Genomic DNA, 15,325 nt, shown 5'->3' on the forward strand with positions numbered 1-15,325 from the left:
GGCGTGAGGTGAGCCAACGCCAAAAGCGTTGAGCCAGGACGAAGTTCTCAAGGGGTGGCCGACGGGTCACCCCTTTTCTTTTGCCTGCTGATAACCTGTGCCAGAACCGGGCCCCTCTTTTCCAGTCTCATGGACAGGCCCTAATCCGCAGTGAGGAATAGCATGAAGCGCATCTGGCGTATGGCAGGTGTTGGTTTGCTGGTGGTCAGTGTCGGCACGCAAGTCGTGGCTGACGAGCGCGATAACTCACCGAATCAAGGGCAGCGGCCGCAAGGCGGTGGTGGGCAGCATGAGCGGGGTCCTGAAGGCGGGCGGGCAGAAAATAATCCGCCGCGACCCGAGAACAATCAGCCACGTCCGCAGAATCAGCATTTTGAACGTGGCGGCCCTAACGGCGGCGGGCAATGGCAAAGTCGTCCGCAAAACAATGAGCAGCCTCGGCCGGCGCCGCAGCCCCAACCGGCAAACAACCTGCCGATCCAGGGCCGGCCCGATACCGTGCGCCAGACCCAGGAACCGCGCCAGGGTTACTACCGCGACATTCCCCGGCGCAACGACGACAACCGGCACTGGGAGGCCGGCGGCCCAGGTTCCCGTCCGGGCGACAACGGACGTCCCAACGATAATCGCTGGCCAGGTCGCCCGGACGGCCATGGCAATGGCTGGGGCCCAGGCCCGCAGCATCGTCCCGGCTATATCATTGATCGTTTCCCCGACCGCAACTACCGCGTGCCGTATCGCGGGCAGGACTACTTTTTCTCCGGCGGCTACTGGTATCGCCCACAGGGGCCGCGCTACGTCGTAGTGGCGCCGCCGTATGGCATCCGGGTGCATTACCTGCCGGATTATGCGCGGGAAGTATGGGTGGGGGGTTCACTGCTATTCCTTGCCGCTGGCGCCTACTACGCCTACGAGCAAAGCACCCAGCAATACGTGGTGGTCCAACCCCCGGCGCAAGTGCCTTCGCCGCAACCGGCGCCGCAGGGCAATGGCTATGACGTGGTCGCCTATCCCGCCAACGGCCAGTCACCGGCGCAAGTGCAGCAGGACGGTTATGACTGTTACCGCTGGGCGGTGCAGCAAAGCGGCTTCGACCCGCAGGCCGTCACCTACGCCCCTGACCCGGCGGTGGTGCAAGCCTACCGTCAGGCCCAGGGCAACTGCTTGAGCAGTCGCGGTTACCAGGTCCAGTATTAGGCCTTGGCGCCCGTGACCACTTCCTGCGGGTCGGCGTGCACCAGCACTTCGGCGCGCGGGTAGACGTGGTGAATGGCATCGGCGGCCTGATCGCTGATGCCGTGGGCCACTGACAGGGTCAACTCCCCCGGCAGCTCCAGGTGCAACTGCACAAACCAGTGGTTGCCCGACACCCGCGTGCGCAGGTCATGGGCCCCCAGTACCCCGGGCACCCCACGGGCGAGTTCGAGCATGTGCTGGCTCACGTCCGGCGGCAGTTCTTCATCCATCAGCACCGCAAAGCTTTCGCGGGCGATCTGGATCGCGCTCCACAAAATGTAGGCGGCAATCCCCAGCCCGAACCAGGCATCGACCTGATGGAAACCGAAGCCCGCCAGCACCAGCGCCACCAGGATGCTGCCATTGAGCATCAGGTCGGAGCGGTAATGCAGCGAATCGGCGCGCACAGCATTGGAGCCGGTTTCGCGGATCACCCGGTGTTGCAGCATCAGCAGCGCCACCGTCAGCGCCAGCGAAAACACGATCACCCCGATGCTCAACCACGGCGCCCCCACGGGCTCGGGATGCTGCAAGCGCGCATAGGCCTGCAGCGCGATCAACACCGCACTGCCGCCGATAAACAGCGCCTGAGCCATGCCCGCCAGCGACTCTGCCTTGCCATGGCCGTAACGGTGATCGTCATCGGCCGGGCGCAAGGCGTAATGCACCGCCAACAGGTTCAACAGTGACGTCACGCCATCGAGCAACGAGTCCGTCAGCCCGGCGAGCATGCTCACCGAGCCGCTGAACCACCAGGCAATCGCCTTGGTAACAATTAGCACACAGGCCACGCCAACGGAGGCGCGGGTGGCCAGGCGCAGAAGCCTGGCGTGTTCGGGGCTGCTGGTCATGGGCAGTCCTTATGCGGCGGGTTGCAGGCCCAGGCTGGCGAGTTGCTGCACGCTGCCCTTGAACTGGATCATGCGCGGATCGTCCAGCGGCAAGGTACGGCCGGTTTCTTTCTGGATGATGCTTTGCAGCTTGGCGTTGTCGACCTTGCCGTCGGTGCCAATGGCTTCGTGGAGTTTTTCCGGGGACACCTGGGCGGTCTTGCCCGGTTCGAAGTAAATGGCGCCGGTGGCGAAGTCGACGCCAAACGCGATCAGGCCAGGGATTACATAAAACAGCAGGCCCACGGCGTCGAGTACGGCAATCGTCGGGTCGATCTTGCCGTCGATCTGGCCACGGCGGTCCGGGTAGAAAATCGAACCGCAGGCCGTCAGTTGGCTCAGCAGGGTGACGGCGAGGACACCGCCGATGACACGGGAAGCGATACGCATGAAGACTCTCCTGAACACAGTTGATACGGGACTATATAGCACTGCCATTGAGACCAGCGTCGGCATCCGGCAGTTCGCCGTTATACTCGCCGCTCTGCTTTGGAGCCAGTATGAATTCGTTGCCAATCGATGATGTTTTACCCGCCCTGCGTGACGCCTTGGCGAATCGCCATGAAGCCGTGCTGGAAGCGCCGCCCGGCGCCGGTAAAACCACCCGTGTGCCCTTGGCCTTATTAAACGAGCCCTGGCTGGCCGGGCAGACCATCCTGATGCTCGAACCACGCCGCCTGGCCGCACGCGCCGCTGCCGAACGCCTGGCCAGTGAGCTGGGTGAAAAGGTCGGCGAAACCGTCGGCTACCGCATCCGCCTCGACAGTAAAGTCGGCCCCAACACGCGCATTGAAGTGGTTACCGAAGGCATCCTCACCCGTCGCCTGCAGGACGACCCGGCGCTGGACGGCGTGGGCCTGCTGATCTTTGACGAGTTCCACGAACGCAGCCTCGACGCCGACCTGGCGCTGGCCCTGAGCCTTAACGGCCGCGAGCTGTTTCGCGACGAGCAACCGCTGAAGATCTTGCTGATGTCCGCCACCCTTGAGGGCGAGCGCCTGGCCAGCCTGCTGGATGACGCGCCTATCCTGCGCAGTGAAGGGCGCATGTTCCCGGTGCAGATGCGCTGGGGCCGGCCGTACCAGGCTGGCGAATTTATCGAGCCGCGGGTGGTGCAGACCGTCCTCGAAGCGGTGCATGACGAGACCGGCAGCGTGCTGGTGTTTCTGCCGGGGCAGGCCGAGATTCGCCGGGTCCACCAGCAACTGGCCGACGCGCTGGGTGATCGCCCGGACGTGCTGTTGTGCCCGCTGCATGGCGAGTTGGACTTGAACGCCCAGCGCGCCGCCATCGACCCGGCACCTGCAGGTAAACGCAAAATCGTACTGGCCACCAACATCGCCGAGACCAGCCTGACCATCAACGGCGTGCGCGTGGTGATCGACGCCGGGTTGGCGCGGGTGCCGCGTTTCGACCCCGGCAGCGGCATGACCCGCCTCGACACCCAGCGCATTTCCCGTGCCAGCGCCACCCAGCGCGCTGGCCGGGCAGGGCGCCTGGAGCCGGGCGTGTGTTATCGGTTGTGGTCCGAGGACCAGCATGAAGGCCTGGCCGCGTATGGCAGTGCGGAAATCCTCGCGGCGGACCTCGCCGGCCTGGCCTTGCAACTGGCGCGCTGGGGCGTTACGCCGACGCAACTGGTGTGGCTGGATGTGCCGCCGACCGCCGCCTATGCCCAGGCCCACGAACTGTTGCAACGTCTCGGCGCGTTGAATGAAGACACACTCACCGCCCATGGCCAGAAAATGGCCGAATTGCCGGCTCACCCGCGCATCGCCCATCTGCTGCTGCGCGGGCAGGATCTGGGGCTGGCGGCCACCGCGTGTGATGTTGCCGCCTTGTTGGGTGAGCGCGATATCTTGCGCGGCGGCGGCGCGGATGTGCACAGTCGTCTGGCGTTGCTCTCCGGCGAAGAACGGGCGCGGGGCACCCAAGGCGGCGTACAACGGGCTAGGCAATTGGCGCGGCAATATCGCGGGTATTTGCGAGGCAAGGCCACGCAACCGGTGGCCGATCCCGAGCATCCACGTTGGCTCGGCGCTTTGCTCGCCCTGGCGTACCCGGACCGCGTCGCCCAGCAACGCCGCCCCGGCGGCGCCGAGTACCGCCTGGCCAACGGCCGCGCTGCGCTGTTCGCCGAAGCCGACAGCCTGATGAAACAACCCTGGCTGGTCATCGCCGACCTGGGCAGCCGCCAGGGCCAGCGCGAAGAACGCATCTACCTGGCAGCGGATTTTGATCCAGCGCTGTTCGAGTCGGTACTCGCCGAGCAAGTGCGCAATGTTGACCAGTTGGACTGGGACGAGCGCGAAGGCGTGTTGCGCGCCGAACGCCAGCGCAAAGTCGGTGAACTGGTGCTCAGCCGCGAACCGCTGACCGGCCTCGACGAATCCGCACGCAGCCAGGCGCTGGTCAATCTGGTGCGGCGCAAAGGCCTGGAACTGTTGCCCTGGACGCCCGAGCTGCGCCAATGGCAGGCCCGCGTGATGCTACTGCGCCAGTTGGACACCGGCAAAACCAGCGAATGGCCCGACATCAGCGACAAGGCCTTGCTCGCCGGTTTGGAGCACTGGCTGATGCCCTACCTGGGCAAAGTCTCGCGCCTGAGCCATTTTGCCAGCCTGGATATCTCCAGCTACCTGCACAACCTGCTGCCCTGGCCGCTGCCCCAGCGCCTCGACGAACTGGCGCCGCAGCATGTGAAAGTGCCGTCTGGCTCGTCGGTGCGCCTGGACTACAGCGAACAGCCGCCGATTCTGGCGGTGCGTTTGCAGGAGCTGTTCGGGCTGGCGGATACGCCACGCATCGCGGGTGGGCGTCAGGTGGTCAAGCTGCACCTGTTGTCCCCGGCGCGGCGGCCGGTGCAGGTGACGCAGGACCTGGCGAATTTCTGGCGCAGTACCTACGCCGAGGTGAAGAAGGATTTGAAGGGGCGTTATCCGAAACACTACTGGCCGGATGATCCGTTGATCGCCGAGCCGACGGCCCGGATCAAGCCGCGCAAGTAAGCGTTACAGAGATCCAAATGTGGGAGGGGGCTTGCCCCCGATAGCAGTAGGTCAGTGAAAGGTATTTCAACTGATACACCGCCATCGGGGGCAAGCCCCCTCCCACATTTGGATCTTTAGCGTTAGTTATTGCGCGGCGGGCAGCAGGAACCGGGCTATTACCGGCAGATGATTTGAGATACGCAACGTATCCTCCTGCCGCACCTTCGCCTCCACCCGCTTGATCCGCGAGCTATAGAACAGGTAATCCACCGTGCGATCCGGCCCGTCCAGGCTTGGGTCATTGGGGAAATACGTCAGCCATTTTTCACGATTTATCCCGCTGGATTGGCTGTTGCTCGGGATCATCGGGTATTTGTCCCACAACAAATGCAGTTCGCTGTCCGGCGAATACTGCCCGCGCTTGCCAGCATCCAACCGTAGGAATTGCCCCAGTGGCAGCAGGTTGAAGTCGCCGCCGATCAGCCACGGGGTGCCGCGGCCTTCGAATTTATCCAGTAATTTCACGGTGGCTTGCACTTGCTCCTGCACGGCACTGCGCCCAGGTGCGTCGTCGTCCAGGCGGGTGTTGAGCACCGCCAGTTGGCCGCCGTCGCTCAGGGGCAGGTAGGTCAGCAGCAAGGCCGGTTTTGGCTGGAATTGGCGGCGGATGATGTTGGCGTCCGGCGCCGGCAGTTGCAGGCGTTCGGCGTGTTCGATCTGGTAGCGGCTGAGGGTCGCGAGTTTGCGGCCGACGCTGCCGAAGATATGCAGGTCGGGCACAAAGTCGGCCTTCCAGTCGAAGGCCTGGGCGCTGCACGGGTAGAGGTCGACCAGGCGTTCCTGCAACAGCGCGAACTGGTCCTGGTAATGGGAGGGCTTGGCGTTTTCGTCGAGTTCCTGCAACAGCAGGATGTCGGGCTGTTCGTCGCGAATCACCCGCGCCACTTCGTCCAGGCTCACGGCCATGTCTTCCACGGTGGGGCGGTCGTCCGGGCCGTTGCCGTCGGGGGTGTCGTACCAGAACACGTAGTTCTTGCCGGCCAGGTATTGCACGTTCCACGTCATGACCTTGAGCGCCTGCCCCGGCAGCAGCGTCGGCGCACGGGGCGCGACGCAGCTCACTGGCAAGGTTTCCTTGGGCGCGGGGCGCCAGGTCAGGCTGTAGATCAGGGCGGTGAGCACGCCTGCGAGAATCAGCAGGCCCAGCAAGGTGATGCGCAATAAACGGGTCATCGGCTCGGCTTATAGCGTTTCAGGAATGGCACGGAGCATATCACCGCGCGTCGGCATCGCCACCGATCAGCATGAATAAACGGAACAGCACCACACTGGTGAACAACTGCAGGAAGCTGTGGGCACTGTCCATCAACAGCCCCAGCAACGGCGCCGGGTTGGGATACGCCGCCACGCTGGCGCCTTTGAGCAGCCACAGCGGGGTCATGACGCACAGCAGGCACACCAGGATCCGCCAGAAATGCCCACGGGTCAGACGCAAGCTTTCCTTCATCGCCTCCAGTGCCGGCATGCCGCGCAGCACCAGCAGGTACTCGGCGAAGGCCAGCACCACCATCAGCCACAGGCCCGGCAGGAAATACAGCGACAGGCCCAGCAGGATCAGCAGCGTGCTCATGGCCGTCAGCAGCGCGAAACGCGGCCACAAGGCCAGCGCCATCGCCCACACATCCTTGGTGCGCGGCGACTCGCCACGGGTGCGCGCATCGAGGAACAGGATCAGCGCGCCGGTGTACAGCGGGTACACCAATAACCCCACCACCACGCTGTAGCCGGCAAACGCATCCGCGCCCAGCGTGTGGTCCAGTATCTGTTGCAGCAAGGCTTCGAGAATCACCAGCGGCAGGCACAACTGGACGATGGCGCCCAGGTTGCTGCGGGTAAAACGGAGGGAGTCGCGCAAGACGTCTAACGGATTCATCAGGTTCATCGCAGGCCTGGAAACAAGGGCGACACTTTAACCGATCACGGTCAGAGGGGCACAAACGTAAACCTTGAGTAAAGACCATTGAAACAACTCGTAACACCCCCATAACTGGAAAGCACCCGACCTGATCACAGGCGGGACCAGAATTTCTACCGGCAATCTAACGAGGTCGCCATGAACAGCGAAGAGCAAACCCTGATCGATGGACTGTTTTCACGGTTGCAGCAAGCCGAAACGGACTCAGCCCCCCGCGACGCCCAGGCCGAAGCGCGGATCAAGGAGCACATGACTCGCCAACCGGCCGCCGGGTACTACATGACCCAGTCGATTCTGGTGCAGGAACACGCACTCAAGAGTCTCGACGCGCAGAACAAACAGCAGGCGCAACAGATCCAGCAATTGCAGGACGAGTTGCAGCGGGCCAAATCCACGCAGCCGGCGGCGTCGAGCGGCGGTGGTTTCTTGTCGAGCATCTTTGGCGGCGGCGGTTCCCGTGACGCGCAACCGGCGCCGAGCGCGCCGAGCAATTCGGGCGGCGGCTGGCGTGAACCAACGCGCCCTTCGTTCGGCGGCCAGCCCGCGCCGCAGCAAAACTATCAACAGCCCCAACAACCGGCCGCCGCCGCGCCAATGGGCAGTGGCTTCCTCGGCGGCGCGATGAAAACCGCCGCCGGCGTGGCCGGTGGTGTATTGCTGGCCGAAGGCATCAGCAGCCTGTTCCATCACAACCAGCAGCCGCAGGTGGTGGAAGAAATCATCGAGCAGCCGGCACCGGCCAGCGATCAAGGCGGCTGGGGCAATGATGACCAAAAATTTGCCGGCAATGACAACTGGGGCGGCAACAACGCGGACAGTTTTGCCGACAGCGATTATTCCGACGATTCCTCTTCCTTTGGCGACGACGATTCCTTCGTCTGACATACCTAATCCGGGGCGCTGCGGCGTCCCGGTCTGATTTTTTCCGGAAACTTTCTCGCGGCTGGCATACTGGCACCCTTTCCGGGCTCTGGCGCCTGGCTGTCATGAGGAAGTGCGGTGAAGAAAATTGCAGTGTTCGCCGATGTACAAAACCTCTACTACACCGTCCGCCAGGCATACGGCTGCCACTTCAACTACGCCGCCCTCTGGGCAGACATCGGCTCCCGCGGGCAGATCGTCGAGGCGTACGCCTATGCCATCGACCGTGGCGACAGCAAGCAGCAGCAATTCCAGCAGATCCTGCGCAACCTGGGCTTTACGGTGAAACTCAAACCGTACATCCAGCGCAGTGACGGCTCGGCCAAGGGCGACTGGGACGTGGGTATCACCCTCGACATCATGGACGCCGCCGATCACGTCGACGAAGTGGTGCTGGCCTCCGGCGACGGTGATTTCGACATGCTGCTCGAACGCATCATCCAAAAGCATGGGGTTGAAGCCGTGGCCTACGGCGTACCGGGGCTGACGGCCAATTCACTGATACGCGCCGCCAGCCGCTACGTGCCGATCGAAGGCGCGCTGCTGCTCAAATAAATGCTCAGACGGAGTTGGAACAGGTTTGGAACGTATAGCGGTCATCGACTTTGAAACCACCGGCATCACGCCGAGCAGCCACTGCCGGGCCACGGAAATTGCCGTTGTCATCCTTGAGCGTGGCCAGATCGTGGACCGCTACCAGAGCCTGATGAACGCAGGCGTGCGCGTGCCGGGCTTTATCGAACAACTCACCGGCATCAGCAACGCCATGCTGCGCAGCGCACCGCCGGCGGAGCGGGTGATGAACGAGGTCAACGAATTCGTCGGCACCACGCCGTTGATGGCGCACAACGCCGCGTTCGACCAGAAGTTCTGGGACTTTGAACTCGGCCTGATCCGCCGCACCCGCCTGCAAAAATTCGCCTGCTCCCTGCTGCTGGCCCGCCGATTGATGCCGGCTGCGCCGAACCACAAGCTCGGCACGTTGAACTCATTCGCAAAACTGCCCCACACCGGCCAGGCCCACCGGGCGCTGGCGGATGCGGAAATGGCGGCCAACCTTACGGCGCACCTGGCTCAGGAACTGCGGCGTACCCACGGCTTGCGCGAGCTGTCCCACGATTTTCTGTGCACCCTGCAGAAAGTGCCGGCGGCGAAGATCAATGAGCATTTGAAGAAGCATCGCGGGTTCTGACAGAACAACGCCGCTCAAAATGTGGGAGGGGGCTTGCCCCCGATAGTGGTGTGTCAGTCGTTTTTCTGTAACTGACCCGCCGCTATCGGGGGCAAGCCCCCTCCCACATGGGTTATGCGGTGTTCATCGCGGCTGTACACACTCCAACGCCCGATCCACCACGCCCTTCGCCATCTCCACCAAATGCATCACTGCCCGCTGCTGCACAGCCATCGCCTCGCCCGACGAGTGAGCAGTGCCCACCGCCAATGCAGCAAATCTGCCGCATGGGCGAGGGCGTCTTCGAGGCTCAGGTTGTCGTTCAGGATGAAGGGCGGGGCATCTGGGGCGCAGGTTTTGAGGTAGTAGTCGATGGCTCGGCGATTGAGCAGGGCGTCTTCGCTGAGGAAACTGGGTGGATCGGGGGTGACTTTGACCATGGTGAAACTCCTCTTGTTAAGCAGGAGCTGCGTCTATTCGCTTGCACGCGATTAGGGTGGCAGCGGCACGCGGGTGTGCAAGACCGGGACAAAAGGCAAACCCAGTAGATCCGAAGATCTCCCGCGTACAGCTGCCATAACAGACCAGCGCCATCTCGCAATAAATGGGCGCTGATTTTGCGGGCATCTATAAAGCCTATGTTTGGTCGGACTTGCACGTCCGGCCACCGAACATTCGATGACTGGATGAGACTAGCTACCTGATCCGACGGAAACAAGGCTGTGGGATTCTCTCGGAAACGTCCCGCAAATGAAAGGGATCGGTCTTGCTGGCCATTGAAACAACAGTTTTTTTTGGGCTTTTATCTGCTTTCTGAATAGTCAGTAGGCTTAGCCCTGCTGTCATGTCGGACCTTTCTGGATTTTCCCTTCTCCCGTCTATAGCCCTTTGCTGCGACCTAAGATCCCGGCTGTCATTTACGTACAGGGACTACGTCATGCAGGAAAGCGATCTTCACACAGCAATCATGCGAAGCCAGTTTGAGCTCCAAGGCAACGGCATCGATTTCGGCTCAACTTCAAGCATGGCGTTTCATTTGGGAAACACGATGACAAGTTGCCCGGCAGTCATGGTGTTACCTAATTCGCCAGGCTGGACCCATGGTGCCAGTTACCAGTTACTCAAACCCGTTCATGCTGATTCCTCTGTGCCGAGCACCACGTTTGACGAACTCTGGAAATGTACACAGCAACACTATGGCTTGACGGCCGCAACGGTTCTCACTGGCGCCGCAGGCATACCTATAAGCAAAGTTGCTGTGGGCACTTGGGTTCACGTTGGCTCCAGCAAAACGACGAATCTGGCGAGCCTCATTGGAATGCGCTTTTTCCCTCGTACCTTGATCAGGCAGCCCACGGTGGCCAGAATGGCGAAAGCAACGTTTGGCACAGTCCGTGTGTTTGGCATTATCGGACGAGGCATTCCTTTCGTTGCTGCCGGGCTTGCAGTCTTTGATCTAGTGAGTATTGGTAAATGTGCTTATGAGGCGAGAAATGGAAGGTAATCCGACCAGAGCCGAAATCAGCGAGAAGGTAGTTCAGCTATTCGTCGATATCATCGGCTTCATCGACCCAAGCCAGGTCACGGAGCAAACGGACTTCATCCATGATTTCAAGATTATTGATGAGGATTTGACCTGCTTTGTCATGCAGATCAAGTGGCAATTCAACCTGCAAGCGACGCAGGAGGATTGGGATCGCATCACGACCATCCAGCAGATAGTCGACTTGATTGTTGAACGCTCGAATTTGCAGTGCGGCCACTGACGTCATCGGGGGCAAGCCCCCTCCCACAGTGTTATGTGTAAGCCTTTGAGAGTTGTGTAGATACCCATGCCCCGATGACGGTAGATCAGTCACCATCATTTCCCATTAACGGCCAACTGCCCCAACGGCACCCGCCGCTCTATCGCGCTCGACAAGATGATCGAAGTCTTGCTGAAGCCAAACTTCGCCACCCGATTGATCAAGTTCTCCAACTGCGGCATTGACCCCACCGCAGCCTGCATGATCACGCACGGATCGCCGGTCACCCGGTGGCATTCGGTCAGCTCGGGGATTTCGGCCAGTGCGTCGTACACCTTCTGGCTCCCATGATTGGTCAGCCTCAGCTCAATCACACACTGGATCGGCAAACCGACCTTCGACATATCCACCTTGGCCTGGTAACCGGTGATCACCCCGCTGGCTTCCAGCTTGGCCACGCGCTCGGCCACGGCGGGGGCGGAGAGGTTTACCGTGCGCGCCAGTTGCGCGTAGGACGCGCGGCCGTCTTCGAGCAGGGCGCTGAGGAGCATGCGGTCGTATTTGTCCATGATAAGGCTCCAGTAGCGGGTGGCTTTCGAAAGCATGGGTTATAGCCTTCATAACCATGGTTTGAAAAGTGTATGGGCGGTTTAAACAGGTTTTGTAACTTATGTTTAACGACCTGCCTTTTTAGAATAAGCGTCTCTTATATCTGCCTTCGAGCCGCCCCATGCCTGGCACACGTCGCTTTCCCTTACCGTTGATCGCCGCCTTTTTTGCGTTGTATGTGATCTGGGGGTCTACCTATCTGGTGATCCGCATCGGCGTCGAATACTGGCCGCCGCTGATGCTGGGCGGGATCCGCTTTCTGCTGGCGGGGGCGGCGATGTATGGCTTCCTGCGCTGGCGCGGGGCGCCGGCGCCGACCTGGGAGCAGTGGAAGGCGGCCGCGAAGATCGGCATTTTGCTGCTCACCTTCGGTAACGGTGCGGTGAGCGTGGCCGAGCACACGGGGGTGTCGTCCGGTGTGGCTGCGCTGGCGGTGGCGACGGTGCCGCTGTTCACCTTGCTGTGCGGGTATTTCTGGGGCGCACGCAATACCCGCTTGGAATGGGCGGGCGTGATCCTGGGGATGGTCGGCATTGCCATGCTCAATATGGGCAGCACGTTGCAGTCGAGCCCGATGGGCGCGGCATTGCTGCTGTTTGCAGCGGCGTCGTGGGCGTTTGGTTCGGTGTGGAGCCGGCGCCTGCCGCTGCCGCCGGGTGCCATGGCCAGTGCCGCAGAAATGCTGGTAGCCGGCGTGACGCTGTTGATCGCCAGTGCGCTCACCGGCGAACACCTGCAAGCCATGCCGCCGCTGGAAGGCTGGCTGGCCCTGGCGTACCTGGCCGTGTTCGGCTCGATCATCGCGTTCAACGCCTACATGTACCTGCTCAAACACGTCCGCCCGGCGGCGGCCACCAGTTATGCCTACGTCAACCCGGCGGTGGCGGTGTTGCTGGGGATTGTGTTCATTGGCGAGACCATCGGCCTGGAAGAAGCCTTGGCGATGCTGGTGATCATCAGCGCGGTGCTGTTGATCAGTCTGCCCCAGTGGCGAAAGCCCAAGCCGGAAATAAGGTAAACTGCCGCGCATTACGCCCTTGCGCTGAATTTTTCCTACGGTAAACACATGACTTTCGCCACACTTGGCCTGATCGAACCCTTGCTGCGCGCCCTTGAGACGCTTGGCTACCAGACCCCGACGCCGGTGCAGGCGCAAGCCATTCCGGCAGTGCTGGCCGGTCGCGACCTGATGGCTGCGGCCCAGACCGGCACCGGCAAGACCGCCGGTTTTGCCTTGCCGCTGCTGCAACTGCTGACGATGGAAGGGCCGAAAGTCGCCGCCAACTCGGCGCGTGCATTGATCCTGTGCCCGACCCGCGAACTGGCCGAGCAGGTACACGCCAGCGTCGCCGAATACGCGCAAAACCTGCCGTTGACCACCTACGCGGTGTACGGCGGCGTGAGCATCAACCCGCAGATGATGAAGCTGCGCAAGGGCGTCGACATCCTGGTCGCCACCCCTGGCCGCCTGATCGACCTGTTCCGCCAGAACGCGCTGAAGCTCAATCAGCTGCAAACCCTGGTGCTGGACGAAGCCGACCGCATGCTCGACCTGGGCTTCTCCGAAGAGCTGGCGAACATCTACCGCATGCTGCCGAAAAAGCGCCAGACCTTGCTGTTCTCCGCGACTTTCTCCGATGAGATCCGCACGCTGGCCGGGCAGATGCTCAACGACCCGCTGAGCATCGAAGTCAGCCCGCGCAACGTCGCCGCCAACACCGTCAAGCAGTGGGTGGTGCCGGTGGACAAGAAGCGCAAGGCCGAGCTGTTTGTGCACCTGATGCGCAAAGGCCGCTGGAAGCAGGTGCTGGTGTTCGCCAAGACCCGCAACGGCGTGGATGCGCTGGTGGATAAGTTGCAGGGCCTGGGCATCAATGCCGACGGCATCCATGGCGACAAGCCGCAAGCCACTCGCCAGCGCGCGCTGGATCGCTTCAAGAGCAGCGAAGTGCAGATCCTGGTCGCCACCGATGTGGCGGCCCGTGGTCTGGATATCGAAGACCTGCCGATGGTGGTCAACTTCGACCTGCCGATCGTGGCTGAGGACTACATCCACCGTATCGGCCGTACCGGGCGTGCGGGCAACACCGGCGAGGCGATTTCCCTGGTGTGCGCCGATGAAGTGAACATGCTGTCGGCCATCGAGATGCTGACCCGTCAGACCCTGACCCGCAAGATGGAGCCCGACTTCGAACCGGAACACCGCGTGCCGGACACCGATGCCAGCGGGCAAGTGGTGAAGAAACCGAAAAAACCGAAGAAGCCTAAAAACTCGGGTGGCGGCGGCGGTAAGCGCAACCTGGGCAAGTGGGTGGACAGCGGGGAATCGGCGCCGGTGGAGCCGTCGATCAAGCCGGTGCGCAAGGTGCCGGTGTTTAATACTGGGCCGCGTAAGAAGAAGTGATTTTGCGGTTTGGCTGATGGCCCTATCGGGGGCAAGCCCCCTCTCACATTTTGATTTGTGAATACATTCAACATTGTGGGAGGGGGCTTGCCCCCGATGGCGGCTTTGAACTAAGCAAAAATCTCAGCGCTCAAGCCACTCCAAAACCCCCCGCCCAGCCGCTCTGCCACTGGCAAAACACCCCGTCAGCAAATATCCGCCCGTCGGCGCTTCCCAATCCAGCATCTCCCCCGCACAAAACACCCCCGGCAATTGCTTGAGCATCAGTCGCTCATCCAACGCCTCAAACGGCACGCCGCCTGCGGTGCTGATGGCCTCATCAATGGGCCGCGTCTTCACCAGCCTCAACGGCAAGGCCTTGATATCCACCGCCAGTTGCGCCGGATCATTGAAATGATCGGCTGGCGCCAACTCACGCAACAGCGCCGCCTTGACCCCATCCAGCCCCAACTGACTGTGCAAATGTTTGCTCATAGAGCGTGAACCGCGTGGCTTGGCCAGCGCCGCCAGCACCTTATCCAGTGGCTTGCTCGGCAGCAGATCGATATGCACCGTGGCTGAGCCACCGCGGTTGATCGCCTCGCGGATCGGCGCCGACAGCGCATAGATCAGGCTGCCCTCGATACCGGTGGCGGTGATCACACATTCGCCGAGCCGGGGTTTGTCATCCCCCAGCCCAATGGCGACGTTTTTCAACGGGGCGCCCGCGAATTTGCTGACCAGTAATTCGCTCCAGGCCGACACATCAAAGCCGCAGTTGCTCGGCTGCAGTGGCACATAAGGCACGCCTTTGTCTTCCAGCAAATTGAGCCATGCACCGTCGGAACCCAGCCGCGACCAGCTGCCGCCGCCAAGGGCCAACAGCACGGCGTCGTTGTGGACAACCTTCTCACCTTCCGGGCTGTGGATAAGTAAATCGCCCTCGGCATTCCAGCCGGTCCAGCGATGCCGGGTGTGGATAACCACGCCTTGTTCGCGCAGGCGCTTGAGCCAGGCACGCAGCAGGGGAGCAGCTTTCATGTCTGTAGGAAACACCCGGCCGGAGGTACCGACAAAGGTCTCGATACCCAGGCCATGAATCCATTCGCACAAGGCGTCGGCACCAAATCCACGCAGCAACGGCGCCATCTGTGGTGCACGTTCGGCGTAGCGCGAAAGGAAGGCCGGGTAAGCCTCGGAGTGGGTGATGTTCATACCGCCCACACCCGCCAGCAGGAATTTTCGCCCCACGGACGGCATGCCGTCATACAGATCTACGCGCACCCCGGCTTGACTCAAGACTTCGGCGGCCATCAGCCCGGCAGGGCCGCCGCCGATAATGGTGACGTGGTGAGGTACGGTCTGAGGCATGGGCAGGGCTACGGTGACGTGAATAGGCCGAGCA

15 protein-coding genes and 1 pseudogene are annotated in these 15,325 nt (G+C 61.9%); 9 read left to right on the forward strand and 7 right to left on the reverse strand.

Going from position 1 to position 15,325, the window contains the following annotated elements; genetic code table 11:
* The first annotated feature begins 162 nt into the window (after nt 1-162).
* Nucleotides 163-1,197, forward strand: a complete 1,035-nt coding sequence (locus AOA60_RS12625; protein WP_099584694.1) for a DUF6515 family protein — start codon at nt 163-165, stop codon at nt 1,195-1,197.
* Here AOA60_RS12625 and AOA60_RS12630 read toward each other — a convergent pair.
* Both AOA60_RS12630 and AOA60_RS12635 read right to left on the reverse strand, forming a co-directional pair.
* On the reverse strand, nt 1,194-2,087 hold the full coding sequence (locus AOA60_RS12630) for a cation diffusion facilitator family transporter (protein WP_099584695.1): 894 nt from the start codon (nt 2,085-2,087) through the stop codon (nt 1,194-1,196). The two genes, AOA60_RS12625 and AOA60_RS12630, sit on opposite strands and share 4 nt — an antisense overlap.
* Nucleotides 2,088-2,096: 9 nt before the next feature.
* Entirely contained in the window at nt 2,097-2,516 is a 420-nt protein-coding gene (locus tag AOA60_RS12635; protein WP_099584696.1) for a polyribonucleotide nucleotidyltransferase, read from the reverse strand.
* A gap of 110 nt (nt 2,517-2,626) precedes the next feature.
* On the opposite strand from AOA60_RS12635, the gene hrpB reads away from it, so the two are divergent.
* Nucleotides 2,627-5,134, forward strand: a complete 2,508-nt coding sequence (gene hrpB / locus AOA60_RS12640) for an ATP-dependent helicase HrpB (RefSeq protein ID WP_099584697.1) — start codon at nt 2,627-2,629, stop codon at nt 5,132-5,134.
* 126 nt (nt 5,135-5,260) lie between these two features.
* Here hrpB and AOA60_RS12645 read toward each other — a convergent pair whose 3' ends face one another.
* Both AOA60_RS12645 and AOA60_RS12650 read right to left on the reverse strand, forming a co-directional pair.
* A complete protein-coding gene (locus tag AOA60_RS12645) occupies nt 5,261-6,349 on the reverse strand; it encodes an endonuclease/exonuclease/phosphatase family protein (RefSeq protein WP_099584698.1) in 1,089 nt (362 codons plus the stop codon).
* Nucleotides 6,350-6,389: 40 nt separating this feature from the next.
* Nucleotides 6,390-7,049, reverse strand: a complete 660-nt coding sequence (locus AOA60_RS12650; protein ID WP_099584828.1) for a YciC family protein — start codon at nt 7,047-7,049, stop codon at nt 6,390-6,392.
* Between the two features lie 180 nt (nt 7,050-7,229).
* Here AOA60_RS12650 and AOA60_RS12655 point away from each other — a divergent pair, with 180 nt between their 5' ends.
* The 3 genes from AOA60_RS12655 to AOA60_RS12665 all read left to right on the forward strand — a co-directional run bounded on the left by AOA60_RS12655 (nt 7,230) and on the right by AOA60_RS12665 (nt 9,204).
* A complete protein-coding gene (locus AOA60_RS12655; RefSeq protein WP_099584699.1) occupies nt 7,230-7,973 on the forward strand; it encodes a DUF2076 domain-containing protein in 744 nt (247 codons plus the stop codon).
* Nucleotides 7,974-8,090: 117 nt separating this feature from the next.
* Nucleotides 8,091-8,567, forward strand: a complete 477-nt coding sequence (locus AOA60_RS12660) for an NYN domain-containing protein (protein WP_099584700.1) — start codon at nt 8,091-8,093, stop codon at nt 8,565-8,567.
* A 25-nt stretch (nt 8,568-8,592) separates the two neighbouring features.
* Entirely contained in the window at nt 8,593-9,204 is a 612-nt protein-coding gene (locus AOA60_RS12665; RefSeq protein ID WP_099584701.1) for a PolC-type DNA polymerase III, read from the forward strand.
* Between the two features lie 123 nt (nt 9,205-9,327).
* On the opposite strand, the pseudogene AOA60_RS12670 reads toward AOA60_RS12665, so the two are convergent.
* Nucleotides 9,328-9,623, reverse strand: a pseudogene (locus AOA60_RS12670) (DUF3077 domain-containing protein).
* A 497-nt stretch (nt 9,624-10,120) separates the two neighbouring features.
* On the opposite strand from AOA60_RS12670, the gene AOA60_RS12675 reads away from it, so the two are divergent.
* Nucleotides 10,121-10,687, forward strand: coding sequence for a hypothetical protein (locus tag AOA60_RS12675; protein ID WP_099584702.1), 567 nt, complete (start codon nt 10,121-10,123; stop codon nt 10,685-10,687).
* Nucleotides 10,677-10,949 carry an acyl carrier protein gene (locus AOA60_RS12680; RefSeq protein WP_099584703.1) on the forward strand — a complete coding sequence of 91 codons (273 nt, stop codon included), beginning with the start codon at nt 10,677-10,679 and terminating at the stop codon, nt 10,947-10,949. Before AOA60_RS12675 ends, AOA60_RS12680 begins: the two co-directional genes overlap by 11 nt.
* A 95-nt stretch (nt 10,950-11,044) precedes the next feature.
* Here the strand turns inward: AOA60_RS12680 and AOA60_RS12685 are convergent, their stop codons facing one another.
* Nucleotides 11,045-11,497, reverse strand: coding sequence for an Lrp/AsnC family transcriptional regulator (locus tag AOA60_RS12685; RefSeq protein WP_099584704.1), 453 nt, complete (start codon nt 11,495-11,497; stop codon nt 11,045-11,047).
* Between the two features lie 161 nt (nt 11,498-11,658).
* Here AOA60_RS12685 and yedA point away from each other — a divergent pair, with 161 nt between their 5' ends.
* Nucleotides 11,659-12,555, forward strand: a complete 897-nt coding sequence (yedA, locus tag AOA60_RS12690; RefSeq protein ID WP_099584705.1) for a drug/metabolite exporter YedA — start codon at nt 11,659-11,661, stop codon at nt 12,553-12,555.
* 48 nt (nt 12,556-12,603) lie between these two features.
* Nucleotides 12,604-13,941 (forward strand): DEAD/DEAH box helicase, encoded by a 1,338-nt coding sequence (locus AOA60_RS12695; protein ID WP_099584706.1) that lies wholly within the window; start codon nt 12,604-12,606, stop codon nt 13,939-13,941.
* A gap of 123 nt (nt 13,942-14,064) precedes the next feature.
* Here AOA60_RS12695 and AOA60_RS12700 read toward each other — a convergent pair whose 3' ends face one another.
* Nucleotides 14,065-15,291: a TIGR03862 family flavoprotein gene (locus tag AOA60_RS12700; RefSeq protein ID WP_099584707.1), complete on the reverse strand. Its 1,227-nt coding sequence runs from the start codon at nt 15,289-15,291 to the stop codon at nt 14,065-14,067.
* Nucleotides 15,292-15,325: the final 34 nt, after the last annotated feature.

Origin of the sequence: Pseudomonas sp. 2822-17 (assembly GCF_002742485.1) — a bacterium.
Taxonomy (GTDB): Bacteria; Pseudomonadota; Gammaproteobacteria; order Pseudomonadales; family Pseudomonadaceae; genus Aquipseudomonas; species Aquipseudomonas cyclaminis.